Below are 12,433 nucleotides of genomic sequence, written 5' to 3' on the forward strand. Positions count from 1 at the left end.
ACAGCAAAAAAGTAGGGGAGCCGGAGCATTAGCCGGTTCCCCTATCTTGATCTTCGATAAACGTTTCGATGGGACAAGGAGTACAATGTCAGGTAAATGGATAAGAAAAACAATGGCATCGTAAAATAGAGCGGAATGAGTTTCATCAGACCAAGTAGGTTTAGAAAGAAAGCAAATACCGACAGCATCAGAAAGAATACCGGATAAAAATCTCGCAATGAAATCACCCCTCCTTTAATACTCCAACAAAAATAGGAGATTCCCCGTAGAAGCGACCGGATTTTAACCTGCAAAGCTTTAAGATCCCTGATAAATCGCATGAATTCTTGATGAAATGGGAAATCGGCCGAGCAGGCCAAAGCAAGCCTTTCTTATTAAGCAGTACGAAAGTAAATAATCCAGCATATCTCTATCACTACGAGTAAACGGACAAATATCGTCCGTCACTTTAATTTATGCAAGGATATTATGTACTAGAAGTGAACTTTTTGTGAATGTATGCACATTATAGTTGAAATCTAAAATATTTCTTGCTATTATTACAATGTAAGTTTAATACAAACAAATACCCCTTTTGTTTGATCATGAAACTTTCTCCCATCCCCCTTTGTATATATACAAAGACGGAATAAGGATATACGCTGCCCCGTATATCCTTTATTTTTTTGCTTTTTTTCAGGAAGTGTAATCAGAAAAAAGGCTATGTCGAGTCTGCATATAAAAAAATAAAGCCTTTCTGCAAGGCTTTTAGAAGAATTAACTAATATATTTCCAGAATGAACCGTACTTTGCAGGGATTTTTTTGACGATTTGTCTAAATTGAAGTTTTTTCATTTCTTTCTCTGTCTTGGTCATTGACCAGTCATACACAACAGAGACCTCCTTGGTACCTACAACATCATAATACTGCAGAAAATCCTCCAATGGTGGTTTTACAGACGGAATAGGGGTGCGTTGCAGCATCTCTCTTAAGACCAGTTCATAAATGTCGTATGGATAAAGTCCTGAAATCTTGATGCCTTCTTCTTCTATAACCTGGTTAAAAAATACGATTGTCGGAATGTAGTCTACTTCCATTTCCCTCGTCAATTTCATATCACATTGAAATGCCTTTTGTGCAGAAGTGGAAAACAAATCTTTTTCAAATTCCTCGATATCCAATTTTGCTTCCTCGGCACATCGAATGAGCACCTCTTCATTTGATATATCCTGCTTCTTCAGGAAAAGATTTTCCTGAAGCTTACGGTAAAACAGTTTTCCGGCCCTTTTCCCTTGCAGTTCGGCGGCCTTGATCGCCAGCGAGGCGATCCATGGATATGTGACAGGATTGTCTTCCCATAAGTCCCCATCACAGCTCATTCCAGTACGTTTTGCAGTCCGTTCCCATATTTCCTTTAATTTTCTCGGCTTATCAAAGGTATCCGTATTTAGTGAAGATAAGTGTCCGCTGACAATCTGACGAATGGTGAAGAATCGACCATATTCAACAGACAGTTTTTTTAGATAAGGTTCAAGAGACCAGCACTCTGCGCAAAGTGGGTCAATAAATACATAAATCTCTATCGGTTTTTGTACGTAATCAATATAGCTATAATTGGCCGATGTGTTTGTGTGATTTGAGCTTGTCAGCCCAGTTTGATTCCAACTCACATCGAATTCTCCTTTCTCTTATTCCGGCGTGTTCATCATGTGGTTTGCGGTCAGGGTCAATTTATCAAATATAGCTGTACGATATGGTTCATCAATTTCTGTTTCCTCCAGTGCTTCTGCCATACATGCAAGCCAGGCATCTCTTCTTGATGGTGTAATCTCAAATGGCAGATGGCGCCTTCTCATCATTGGATGGCCACGTTCTTCTTCATAAAGTCTTGGTCCACCAAAAAATTGAGTGAGAAAAAGACTTTGTTTCCTGGCGGTTTCCGTTAAATCTTCTGGAAAAATAGGTATAAGTTTAGGATGTTTTGCTACCCGTTTATAAAATGCGTCTACTAATCGTTGTATTGTATCAAATCCGCCAATGGCTTCATAAATCGTTCGATGCTTCATCTGTTCCATAACAACTCTCCTTGAGTCTTTGTATATATTGTAGCAACGGATTGATAGATGAGCAACAAAATTGATTTATGGTCTAGTCAATTTTACCTACTTGTTGTCACGTGGAGTGGAAGAATCTTTCAATCTTGTTTGGAGTTTCTCTTTTTTGTATGTCATGTTTCCCTAGAACTTCCTGAAATATTTTTATACCACTTTCCTTTGATTTTGCTTCCAGTTCAAATTCGAAATCTTCCCTGTCATGGTACGTGCTGTAATCCAACACAAGCAATACATCGTGGTATGGAATTTCTCTTCGTACTGTCGTGAGATGTCCATAATACTGCAGATGCTTCAGCTGGATACCTTTTTTCAGCAGCTGTTTTTCGGTATTTTCTTTTGGGATGATGTTTCCTTCAAGCCACTTCTTTGCCTCCAGATCTGTCAGCAAATCATGTGTTTCCAACAGGCCATCCGGATGTGGTTCTTTTAAGGTTAATTGATATTTTCCAGATTTTTCTCTTATCCGCAGTGCACAGCCATTCTTTTTTAGAGAAAAATTTTCTGTTTCGAAATAATGATTTGTTTGTTTACTTCCAGATTCAGGAAAAGGAAGATTGTGCAATAACCGCTCATATTCATCCCTTGTCAGTAAGTTCTTATATTCAATTTCTATTTCCTGTGCCATTATTTATGTCCCCCAGTGTGAAAAATAGGTTATTATTTATTATGGCCAAAGAATAACCTCAATGCAAAGATTAGCCATTTTCATCCTGTATGGTAAAATGGATATGGTAATTATTTGCAAGTCAGAAAGTATTCTTTACTTGCATATGTGCAACCAAGGCTACGCTAAAGGCTTAGGCAGTTGCCAAGTTTTCTAAGAAAAATATAAGGGTGATTTTATGAATTGGGAAGCTATCCTTGCTCCTTATAAACAAGTTATCGAAGAATTGAAAGTAAAACTTAAAGGCATGCGATCGCAATTTGAGTTTGAATCCAGCCATTCTCCAATTGAATTTGTGACTGCGCGTGTAAAGCCGGTCCATAGTATCATTGAAAAGGCTGAAATAAGGAACATATCCATGGATAATATTGAAAGGGAAATCCAGGATATAGCTGGAGTTCGGGTTGTATGTCAATTTGTCGATGATATTTATACAATCGTGGGCTTGCTGCATGATCGTAACGATTTTACAATTATTGAAGAAAAAGATTATATAGCGAAAAAGAAAACGAGTGGATATCGTTCCTATCATATGATTATAGAATATCCGGTAGAAACAATCCACGGCCGAAAAATGGTACTCGCGGAGATACAAATCCGTACGTTGGCAATGAATTTTTGGGCAACGAATGAGCATTCGTTGAAATATAAGTACGAGGGTAATCTACCGGCAGAGGTTCAATCGAGACTGAAGCGTGCAGCGGAAGCAGCATTTAAGCTTGATGAAGAAATGTCCAAAATAAGAAGCGAAATACAGGAAGCACAGCGAATATTCCACAGAAAATAACAGGATGGCCTGCAGGAAGAGAAACGTTAGTAAGGGGAGATTAAAGATGAAATTTAAAATTGTATCCAAAGGTGATGAACGTTCAAATAAGATCAAAGCAACGATGAAGCAATATTTATCCGATTTTGATCTGGAATATGACAAAGTTGAACCGGATCTTGTTTTATCAGTTGGCGGTGATGGAACATTTCTGGAAGCTTTTCACAGATATGCACATCGTTTGGAATCTACAGCATTTATTGGCATACACACAGGACATTTAGGATTCTATACAGACTGGACACCTGATGAAGTGGAGAAACTGATTATCGAAATTGCAAAAACCCCTTTCCAAACAGTAGAGTATCCTTTGCTGGAAGTCATTATCCGTGCTAAAACCGGTGGCAAAGAGGATCGTTATTTGGCTTTGAATGAAGCGATGATCAAAACTGCTGACGGTTCTTCGGTTGTTTTTGATGTAGAAATCAAAGGAGAGCATTTTGAAACATTCCGTGGGGATGGTATTTGCATTTCCACGCCTTCAGGAAGTACCGCCTATAATAAGGCACTGGGCGGAGCGATTCTGCATCCATCACTGGAAGCAATTCAAATAACGGAGAATGCATCGATTAATAACCGTGTTTTCCGTACGATCGGTTCTCCATTAATTTTGCCAAAACATCATACATGTTTTTTAAAGCCGATGGTAAACAGCAGCTTTCTGATCCAAATCGATCATTTCACAAAAAACTATCAAAATGTAAAATCAATCCAGTGCCGTGTAGCTAAAGAAAGAATTCGGTTTGCGAGGTTCAGGCAATTTCCTTTCTGGAACAGGGTGCGTGACTCATTTGTTGCAGACGATGATAACTAGAATGTGAGGCTGAAAAAGAATGAAGTGGGTAATCGATACGCAGCATAAAGGGATGATTATCCGGGAATATCTGCAGAAGGTCCATGGATTTTCCAAGAGGATCATTATAGCTGTAAAACATCATGGAGGTAAAATCCGGGTGAACGGAACCGAGGAAAATGTCCGTTATCCATTAGCCGCTGGGGATATTTTGGAAATTGAATTTCCAAAGGAGAAGGTAAGCGGTGCATTAAAGCCTGAAAAAATGGATCTGAATGTCGTTTATGAAGATGAGGCTGTCATTGTTCTTGATAAGCCTGCTGGAATGGCTGTCGTGCCGTCTCCCAACCACGTAAGAGGCACGATGGCAAATGGCTTGCTCGGGCATTATGAGGAGCAGAGCAGGGGGACATTTACGGTGCATGTAGTGACACGATTAGATGCCGATACGTCCGGTCTGGTGCTTATCGCAAAAGACAGGTACATCCACTCCGTTCTCTCTGCTTCCCAGAAATCGCGCAATATCAAACGAAAGTATTTTGCAATTGTCGAAGGGATGCTGCCTGCAGAAACCGGTACGATCGATGCACCAATTGCAAGGGCACCACACTCGATTATAGAGCGGGAAGTAAATGAATCGGGGAAACAGGCAATTACGCACTATAAAAAGATTAAAGACCTGGTTGGTCATTCATTGGTGGAAATCGAATTGGAAACAGGCAGGACCCATCAAATCCGGGTGCATTTTTCTCATTTAGGCCATCCGCTCGCAGGTGATGACCTGTATGAAGGCTCGTTAACGTATATAGATAGGCAAGCATTACATTGCTGCCAAATCAGCTTTGAGCATCCGATTAAAAAACAGATTGTTCAGCTGCGTTCGGAATTGCCGCAGGATATGGAGGAAATGGCGGCAAGGCTGAAATTTTAAGTGAATGAGTTGAATTTTTCTTCCGCCAGCGGCTGTTTCGATGGGACGGCAATTGTTTTTTCCTCGGGTAAACGAAATGCAGTCAGTTTATTTCCGAAAACACAACCTGTGTCAATATTGATTGTTTTATTAACAATCCTAGGTTCTTTAACTGGTGTATGCCCATAAACAATCCATCTGTCACCATGATAATGCTTTGCCCAGTCTCCGCGTATTGGTCTTCCATCGGGGTGAAACTGTCCAGATATATCTCCATACAGTACGAAAGTTTCAGCCTTTTTATCCGTACGGCCAATCAGACTTTCCTTTATGCCGGCGTGAGCAACGATAACGTTCAGTTCAGGGAGCTGAAGATAAAGAGGTGCCTGCCTGTACAGTTTAATAAACTGGTTGCTGACAAGTTTCTGTTCCCTTGTACTTAAAGCACGGTATTCGGAAGCAGTAGTTTCAAGACCGTGTTTCTCCTGTACTTTATTGCCGAGGAAAAATCGATACAATTTATTACAGTGATTCCCGGGTACATAATGAGCCTTTCGCTCCTCCACAACCATTTTATAAACAAGCTTAATGACTGATAAGGAATCCGGCCCACGGTCTGTAATATCTCCCACAAAGACAGGAATCCTCCCCTCAGGGTGGATATAGACATCATGGTCAAGAACATATCCCAAGTCTGTAAATAGTTCACGCAGCTCATCAATACAGCCATGAACATCTCCGATTACATCAATTTTCATAATAAGATCCCCCTTATATCATTGGTTGCATTCTTTAACGATTTTATTTATTATTATTCCGTTAGAAAAATGGCGATGTTCCGCCTATAATAGATATGAATATTGTTATCAATTTTACCTGATATTATTTTGATTTAAAAACTAAATGAAAATGCCAGTCGTTTGAAAACACTGCATTCAGGGAAAATATGTTTTGACACGTAGTGTGCCAGGGGAGAAAGAAGGTTAAGAGAATGAATCCGGACAGATATGAAGAAACGTATGAAGAAAAGTATAAAGAACAGTTTGAGATCATCCAAACATCCTTGACTGAAGAAAACATCGAAAAATTCCGTTTGGATTTCCTGGAAATGCATCCCTACGACCAGGCAATGTTTTTTATGGATCAGGATAATAAAGGTCGTGAAAACATCTATGCTTACCTGTCACCCGGGGAAATGTCTGAAGTGATGATCAATATTGAGTTGGAAGATGTGACAGATTTTTTCCCGGAAATGGATCCAAGATATGCTGCGATGGTATTTTCTGAAATGCCTGCAGATGACGCGGTCGATATTTTGAATGAACTGGATAAGGAAGAGGTTGCGAGCTTCCTGACAATTATGGATAAAGAGGCAGCAGATGAAATAAAACAACTGCTGCATTATGAGGAGAAGACTGCCGGTAGTATCATGACTACCGAGTATGTCGCGATTTATAAAGACAAGACAGCGAAAGAAACGATGCAGCTGCTTAAAACAGAAGCTCCAGATGCAGAAACGATTTATTATCTGTTTGTGCTTGATGAGCTAAAACGCCTCGTTGGAGTTGTATCCATCAGGGATTTAATTGTTGCCGAAGATCATATTTTGATTGAGGAGATAATGAGTACAAAGGTGGTAGCTGTTTCGGTCGCAAAAAATCAGGAAGATGTCGCCCAAATGTTCAGGGACTATGATTTTCTTGCACTGCCAGTTGTTGATTTTCAAAATCACCTCCTTGGGATTATTACTGTCGATGATATCCTGGATGTCATGGAGGAAGAGGCAAGTGAAGATTATACACGGATGGCTGCGATGTCAGATACTGACCGAAAAGATGATACGGCATTTACGGCTGCAAAAAAAAGACTTCCATGGCTGATTATATTATTGTTTTTGGGACTTTTCACTGCAAGCCTGATCGGCAGGTTTGAAGCAACCTTGAATCAGGTTGCGGTACTCGCTATCTTTATTCCTTTAATCGCGGGGATGGCCGGAAACACAGGGACACAGGCTCTCGCAGTTGCAGTCAGAGGGATCGCGACAGGAGAATATGGCAACCAGGGTAAGATGAAATTGATTATGCGTGAAGCATATACCGGATTAATTACAGGAACAGTATGCGGCATACTGATTGCTGTAGTTATCTATGTGTGGCAGGGCCATCTGTTTCTCGGTTTACTTGTCGGCTTTTCCATCCTGGCCTCACTGATTGTAGCGACACTTGCAGGGTCTTTGATTCCAATCATCATGCACCGGTTCAACATCGACCCAGCAGTAGCTTCCGGGCCTTTTATCACAACTGTAAACGATATTATCTCGATATTAATTTATTTTGGAATGGCAACAACATTTATGGGATATTTAACTTAAGAAAAAAAGCAGAGCATCCTTCCGTTTGGGAGGATGCTCTATATTTTGGGGAACGGGCAGGGAGTACGGGATACAGCGCTCGACAATATTCGACAAAAACCGGGTAGTGACAGGCACTGTTCGTAATTATAACATTTCGGTAGGTGGGTTCATATAATGGGTTGAGGAAAAAAGGAAGGAGAGAATGATACATGGCAGAGAAGAAATTTGCCAATGAACCGTTACTTTATATTCATCAACCAAGTACTGGCGGTACTCAGGCTCCGATGCAGCATAAGTATATGAGCAAGAAAAGGAAAGCCAAGGAAGATAAGGCCGTTGAGGAAGAGAAACCTGTCAAGAAAAAGATCAGCAGACGTACTTCTTCATTTCAGCAGGAGCCTGCAACAGATAAAACGGCAGTAGCCAAAGAGGAACAAATAGATAAGGGTTCAGAGGAAACGAAGTCTGAAAAACGCAAAAGCTTCAAGGAAATGGATATACCCGAGAAGATAGATTATTTTACGAGCAGGCCAGCATATGCACCTCAGGTCAGATGTGAAATAAAGTCCAAAGGAAAAAACTATAGGGGATTGATCACAGGTTTTGAGGAAAATATGGTATTTGTGAAAGTCTCTAACAGAAAAACGCCTATTTCCATACCTCTTGATGAGATAAAAGATATACAAATACTTGGGTTTTAAAGAAAAACACCATTGAGGAGAAAATCTCCTAATGGTGTTTTTTAAATGCACATTTGTTAGTTAAATGCATTGATTGCTGGTAGGCAAGTTACATGGCAGAAGCAGTCGAGATCAACAGTGATGCAAATTCCTGTTGCTTCAAGGTCCTTGGTGCTTTGGTCTGTAGGATCTTTCAGATGGTCATGCCCGCATGTTTCACCGTCTTTTAACAGTAATTCAAGCACTGCGCAATTATCGTCATCAACTTTTTTCACTCGGAAAATGAAGCTGGACACGATATCACCGATCTTACCATTGTCTCTTGGAGCCCCAAATCCTTTAAATGGTTTACAGTCTTTGCAATATAAAATTACTGGTACTGTATCTAAACCATTAACCGCGTCAGTCTCACCAAGCAACTCACTGATTGACTGCTCACAGCTCGTGTCACAGCAATTTTCCACGATATCATTTTGTGCTTCTACAATGTCTTTTAAAATATCGGCTACACAGTTACCTGTATCGAATTTTTTTCCACAACCCATGAAAAATAACTCCTTTCGCTAAATGAATTTACTTTCCTTATAGGATATGTGTCATGTCTTGGATGGTGTGGGCATATGTATATTTTTCGTCCTGGCAGTCTTAAGGAAGAAAATATGACGCAACAGCATATAATAATAGAGAATAAAAATTTACCGAATACAATGATTATTTTTCCATGGAAAAGGGTAAAGAAATATAGATAGTTATTCAAGAACGCCCATAAAAAAATCGTTTTATGCGAAATAATATTATAATTAACTGATAAGGGGTGAGGAATATGGGATATATATTACCGATTGACCACTTTCAATATAATGATTATCAGAAGCGGATTGTACAGCAAAAGGATAACAAGCACCATATTGAGGGCCCGTTCAAAGTTATACTGAATACACAGCATGAAGAGATTTCAAGCAAATATGACACAATGAATAAGTCATCTACTGAAAATATCCAACCCCACAATGCTTCAGAAGCATTATTTGGTACATTGACTGGCAAAGGGAGAAACTTTAGTGAGCAAGCATAAATGCAATAAAAAACACTCATTAGCTTATTGTAATGAGTGTTTTGCGTGAGTGAGCATATTATGGACACACTAAGCTTCCTTAAATTTTATTCGATATCCCATTTTTGATGGTTTCTGTTAAGAATGGGATAAATCAGAAGATCTTGGCCCTTCTCATACTCCACATGGAATATATCTTCAATTCGATCGTAGCCTTGTTCTTTTAATTTCTCTCTCAGCCAGTCCTCTGTCAGGTTTTTCTCTTTCAGGTTATCATGAATAATTTCCCCGTCATTTATTAAGGTTGTCGGTAAGTTAACCTCCTGGGCAGAAAGCCTCATATCTTTCCGGTTCGGTGTCTGATAATCAGATTTTCGTAAAACAGAGATGGTACCGTTCGCTTCCAATATGGCAAATTCAACCTCACGCAGGGAGAATACATCTTTTGCCCGGAGTAAATGCTGAAGCTGATTAATATCAAGCTTATTTTTTTTCATTGTATCCCGGATAAGCTTTCCATTATAAATCACAATTGCCGGATCGCCTTCAATCAGGTGTCGTGTTTTTTTATGCTTTTGAGTGATGATTTCAGTAGAGTACATCAATACACCGTATACCCCGACGACAAATCCGATTTCAGGTATTCCCGCATTCTCATCGAATAAGGCATTCCCTACAAGTTCTCCTAATAATAAAGCAGAAATAAAATCAAAAGGTGTAATCTGATTAATTTGTGATTTTCCAAGGATTTTGGTAATTATAAATAATGCTATGAAACCAAATATCGTTTCAATAAACATAGAAAAATATCCAGTCATCGTTTCCCGTCCCCTTACAATAACATTCAGCTTTTAGTTTTACCTGAAAGGGTAAAAACATGCATGGAAATAGCTCCGATATTTGGATGGGTTGGAAATCCAGATAAAGGGTCAAGAAGTATTAAGGCATATGGATTCGCAATTGTGCTTATGCGGCTGTTCATGAGTAAGAATTATTGCAAAAAAGGTGTATCACGAGGAGCGTGATACACCTTTAATTCACAAGCGGATAAAACTCTTGCCTACATAAAAACAACTAAGCATCCGCCCCAGCGTTGTTGGGCGTTCGTATTTTATTGAAAATAAGAAAGTATCAATTTTGGCAGCAATTAATTTTTACACATAGACAGCCACGTCCAGCTTCGGTTCCTAGAAACTCCCGTCATAAGCAATGGACATTCCAAGCACGAAAACCATGCGCTTTCCAGTCCCTTGCTAGCGTTGAGTTTCTAAACAGTCACCTCCGCTTTTGTTCTAAAGCTCTTTTATCATTGTCACATGTGGGATTCCTGCATCCAGAAATTTACCGGATACTGTTTTATATCCCAATTTTTTGTAGAAAGCCTCTGCATGGGTTTGTGCATTGAGTTTCGCTTTGTTATATCCTTTTCCTGTAATCATTTTTTCCATTTCCTGGATCAATTGTTTACCATGGGAGTGTCCACGGTATTCTTTGAGCACACAAATGCGTTCAAGCTTTCCATATTCGTCAACAAAACGAAGACGGCTTGCAGCTATTGGAGTTTCGTCGTCAAAGGCAATAAAATGCATAGCTGTTGCGTCATGCTCATCCAATTCTTCTTCTGGCGGTACGCGTTGTTCTTCGACGAATACTTTCATTCTGACTTGATACGCATGCTCAAGTTCTTCTCTTTTTTCTGCTGTTTTGATGATCATACCTTTTCCTTTCCAAATACAAATGTTTCATATACTGTCCAAGATCCATTTTCAAGCTGATACAGTAACTGGAAACGATCAACTTTATCTTCAAAGTGAAACTCATCCATTTCCAGTCTGCCAAGAACGTCTGAAAATTCATCATGCAAAAGTTCCTGGGCAATCGTAATATGTGGAACAAACGGATGCTCAGAGTTGTCCTCGAACTTTCCTTTCTGCATTTTCTCCTGCAGGTCCATTAAAGGCTGAACCGGTTCAACCTTGAAATAAATTGTGTTCGTTACCGGCGCAAATGTTCTCACTTTATCAATATTGATTGTAAAAGGATCCGTTGCATTGGCGATTATCTTGAGCTCGGTAATCAATTCATTGATTTGTTCATCATCTGCCTCAAACGTTTCTTTCAGAGTTATATGTGGCGGTATCAAAGAATAGTGAGGGTCATAGCGCTTTCTAAATGCGTTTGCCTGATCCTGAATCGGTTTTGACGGAAATATAGCAATCCCATAATTCATAAGAAAACCTCCTGCATCCTGATTTTATACATGATGACTTAATATATGATGTAGTTTTATTTAGTATAGCAAAAATCACTCAAGAACAAAAATTAATGAAACATCGTAGTTAAAACCCGTGGCATATCTTTTTGCCAATATTTCCAAGTATGCTCACCGGATTCAATTTCGTTGTAATAATAAGTGGAGCCTTTAGATTCCAGCAGCTCATGAAGCTCGCGGTTTGGCTTGAGAAAATCAGCTTTATCTCCATCTGTTGTGGTGACCACAGTTTCTTTCTCCCCGATCGTATGGTAAATATCGATGGAATGAAGATCTTTAGCATTTTTAACGGTTTCCATCACTTTCCCATCAACGTAAGGAGATTGCATGACGACCTTGCCGAACGTATTTGGATAGTTGATCGCAGTCATCAATGCGAGCGTACCTGCGAGTGAATCGCCCATTAAAGCCCTTGACTGTCCCATATGGTATGTCGGTATCATTTCATCCAAGAGAGGTACAACTTCATGAATAAGAAACTTTGTATATGCTTCATTTTGTTCACCGCTTGGATGATATTTCTCCCTCCGGTCATATCTGTCCTCGTAATGAATTCCGGCAAATACGGTATTTGTTATTTCCTTACTTTCATGCAGTCTGTCACTTAAAGTGGCAATTCTGCCCATTTGAAAATAGTCATCCCCATCTTGCATGATACAAATAGAATATTTATACATAGAGGAAAATGACTCTGGCTGGTATACTTTGATTGTCATTGTTTCATTCAGATAACGGCTTTCGATTTCTCTTTCGACCATCTTTCCTTTTCTGCCCAAAAATATACACC

At 39.5% G+C, this 12,433-nt stretch carries 16 protein-coding genes; 6 read left to right on the top strand and 10 right to left on the bottom strand.

Going from position 1 to position 12,433, the window contains the following annotated elements:
* Positions 1-41: 41 nt before the first annotated feature.
* From A4245_RS20210 to A4245_RS15620, 4 genes are all read right to left on the bottom strand, one after another.
* A complete protein-coding gene (locus A4245_RS20210; RefSeq protein WP_157087742.1) occupies positions 42-218 on the bottom strand; it encodes a hypothetical protein in 177 nt (58 codons plus the stop codon).
* A gap of 538 nt (positions 219-756) precedes the next feature.
* Positions 757-1,650, bottom strand: coding sequence for a ClpXP adapter SpxH family protein (locus A4245_RS15610; RefSeq protein ID WP_067729589.1), 894 nt, complete (start codon positions 1,648-1,650; stop codon positions 757-759).
* 18 nt (positions 1,651-1,668) lie between these two features.
* Positions 1,669-2,055, bottom strand: a complete 387-nt coding sequence (locus A4245_RS15615; RefSeq protein WP_067729591.1) for a globin domain-containing protein — start codon at positions 2,053-2,055, stop codon at positions 1,669-1,671.
* 97 nt (positions 2,056-2,152) lie between these two features.
* A complete protein-coding gene (locus A4245_RS15620; RefSeq protein ID WP_067729593.1) occupies positions 2,153-2,719 on the bottom strand; it encodes a CYTH domain-containing protein in 567 nt (188 codons plus the stop codon).
* Between the two features lie 217 nt (positions 2,720-2,936).
* On the opposite strand from A4245_RS15620, the gene A4245_RS15625 reads away from it, so the two are divergent.
* From A4245_RS15625 to A4245_RS15635, 3 genes are read left to right on the top strand one after another with little or no spacing between them, the layout of a single operon-like run.
* Positions 2,937-3,545: a GTP diphosphokinase gene (locus A4245_RS15625; RefSeq protein ID WP_067729595.1), complete on the top strand. Its 609-nt coding sequence runs from the start codon at positions 2,937-2,939 to the stop codon at positions 3,543-3,545.
* A gap of 46 nt (positions 3,546-3,591) precedes the next feature.
* The gene (locus A4245_RS15630) at positions 3,592-4,398 is read left to right on the top strand and encodes an NAD kinase (RefSeq protein WP_067729597.1); all 807 of its coding nucleotides are present in this window, start codon (positions 3,592-3,594) and stop codon (positions 4,396-4,398) included.
* Positions 4,399-4,417: 19 nt separating this feature from the next.
* Positions 4,418-5,308 (top strand): RluA family pseudouridine synthase, encoded by an 891-nt coding sequence (locus A4245_RS15635; RefSeq protein ID WP_067729599.1) that lies wholly within the window; start codon positions 4,418-4,420, stop codon positions 5,306-5,308.
* On the opposite strand, the gene prpE is transcribed toward A4245_RS15635, so the two are convergent.
* Entirely contained in the window at positions 5,305-6,045 is a 741-nt protein-coding gene (gene prpE / locus A4245_RS15640; protein WP_067729601.1) for a bis(5'-nucleosyl)-tetraphosphatase PrpE, read from the bottom strand. The genes A4245_RS15635 and prpE overlap by 4 nt on opposite strands.
* Before the next feature lie 233 nt (positions 6,046-6,278).
* Between prpE and mgtE the strand changes: the two genes are divergently transcribed.
* Both mgtE and A4245_RS15650 read left to right on the top strand, forming a co-directional pair.
* Positions 6,279-7,658, top strand: coding sequence for a magnesium transporter (gene mgtE, locus A4245_RS15645; protein ID WP_067729603.1), 1,380 nt, complete (start codon positions 6,279-6,281; stop codon positions 7,656-7,658).
* Between the two features lie 191 nt (positions 7,659-7,849).
* Complete coding sequence (locus tag A4245_RS15650; protein ID WP_067729605.1) at positions 7,850-8,341, top strand: CotO family spore coat protein; 492 nt, start codon at positions 7,850-7,852, stop codon at positions 8,339-8,341.
* Positions 8,342-8,397: 56 nt separating this feature from the next.
* Here the strand turns inward: A4245_RS15650 and A4245_RS15655 are convergent, their stop codons facing one another.
* Complete coding sequence (locus A4245_RS15655; RefSeq protein WP_067729607.1) at positions 8,398-8,865, bottom strand: CotY/CotZ family spore coat protein; 468 nt, start codon at positions 8,863-8,865, stop codon at positions 8,398-8,400.
* 278 nt (positions 8,866-9,143) lie between these two features.
* Here A4245_RS15655 and A4245_RS15660 point away from each other — a divergent pair, with 278 nt between their 5' ends.
* The gene (locus A4245_RS15660) at positions 9,144-9,395 is read left to right on the top strand and encodes a hypothetical protein (protein ID WP_067729608.1); all 252 of its coding nucleotides are present in this window, start codon (positions 9,144-9,146) and stop codon (positions 9,393-9,395) included.
* 86 nt (positions 9,396-9,481) lie between these two features.
* On the opposite strand, the gene A4245_RS15665 is transcribed toward A4245_RS15660, so the two are convergent.
* The 4 genes from A4245_RS15665 to A4245_RS15680 form a co-directional block, all read right to left on the bottom strand.
* Positions 9,482-10,192 (bottom strand): YetF domain-containing protein, encoded by a 711-nt coding sequence (locus tag A4245_RS15665; protein ID WP_067729610.1) that lies wholly within the window; start codon positions 10,190-10,192, stop codon positions 9,482-9,484.
* A 474-nt stretch (positions 10,193-10,666) separates the two neighbouring features.
* A complete protein-coding gene (locus tag A4245_RS15670) occupies positions 10,667-11,089 on the bottom strand; it encodes a GNAT family N-acetyltransferase (protein ID WP_067729611.1) in 423 nt (140 codons plus the stop codon).
* Positions 11,086-11,604: a YjcG family protein gene (locus tag A4245_RS15675; RefSeq protein ID WP_067729612.1), complete on the bottom strand. Its 519-nt coding sequence runs from the start codon at positions 11,602-11,604 to the stop codon at positions 11,086-11,088. The genes A4245_RS15670 and A4245_RS15675 overlap by 4 nt, the downstream gene beginning before the upstream one ends.
* Positions 11,605-11,696: 92 nt before the next feature.
* Positions 11,697-12,422 carry an alpha/beta hydrolase gene (locus A4245_RS15680; RefSeq protein ID WP_067729614.1) on the bottom strand — a complete coding sequence of 242 codons (726 nt, stop codon included), beginning with the start codon at positions 12,420-12,422 and terminating at the stop codon, positions 11,697-11,699.
* Positions 12,423-12,433 lie beyond the last annotated feature (11 nt).

The organism is Oceanobacillus damuensis, assembly GCF_001618145.1.
GTDB classification, from domain to species: domain Bacteria; phylum Bacillota; class Bacilli; order Bacillales; family Amphibacillaceae; genus Oceanobacillus; species Oceanobacillus damuensis.

Excerpts from the sequence above, each read along its gene's own strand:
- A4245_RS15615 (WP_067729591.1), bottom strand. The coding sequence starts at position 2,055 with ATGGAACAGATGAAGCATCGAACGATTTATGAAGCCATTGGCGGATTT.
- A4245_RS15620 (WP_067729593.1), bottom strand. The coding sequence starts at position 2,719 with ATGGCACAGGAAATAGAAATTGAATATAAGAACTTACTGACAAGGGAT.
- A4245_RS15625 (WP_067729595.1), top strand. The coding sequence starts at position 2,937 with ATGAATTGGGAAGCTATCCTTGCTCCTTATAAACAAGTTATCGAAGAA.
- A4245_RS15630 (WP_067729597.1), top strand. The coding sequence starts at position 3,592 with ATGAAATTTAAAATTGTATCCAAAGGTGATGAACGTTCAAATAAGATC.
- A4245_RS15635 (WP_067729599.1), top strand. The coding sequence starts at position 4,418 with ATGAAGTGGGTAATCGATACGCAGCATAAAGGGATGATTATCCGGGAA.
- prpE (WP_067729601.1), bottom strand. The coding sequence starts at position 6,045 with ATGAAAATTGATGTAATCGGAGATGTTCATGGCTGTATTGATGAGCTG.
- mgtE (WP_067729603.1), top strand. The coding sequence starts at position 6,279 with ATGAATCCGGACAGATATGAAGAAACGTATGAAGAAAAGTATAAAGAA.
- A4245_RS15650 (WP_067729605.1), top strand. The coding sequence starts at position 7,850 with ATGGCAGAGAAGAAATTTGCCAATGAACCGTTACTTTATATTCATCAA.
- A4245_RS15655 (WP_067729607.1), bottom strand. The coding sequence starts at position 8,865 with ATGGGTTGTGGAAAAAAATTCGATACAGGTAACTGTGTAGCCGATATT.
- A4245_RS15660 (WP_067729608.1), top strand. The coding sequence starts at position 9,144 with ATGGGATATATATTACCGATTGACCACTTTCAATATAATGATTATCAG.
- A4245_RS15665 (WP_067729610.1), bottom strand. The coding sequence starts at position 10,192 with ATGACTGGATATTTTTCTATGTTTATTGAAACGATATTTGGTTTCATA.
- A4245_RS15670 (WP_067729611.1), bottom strand. The coding sequence starts at position 11,089 with ATGATCATCAAAACAGCAGAAAAAAGAGAAGAACTTGAGCATGCGTAT.
- A4245_RS15675 (WP_067729612.1), bottom strand. The coding sequence starts at position 11,604 with ATGAATTATGGGATTGCTATATTTCCGTCAAAACCGATTCAGGATCAG.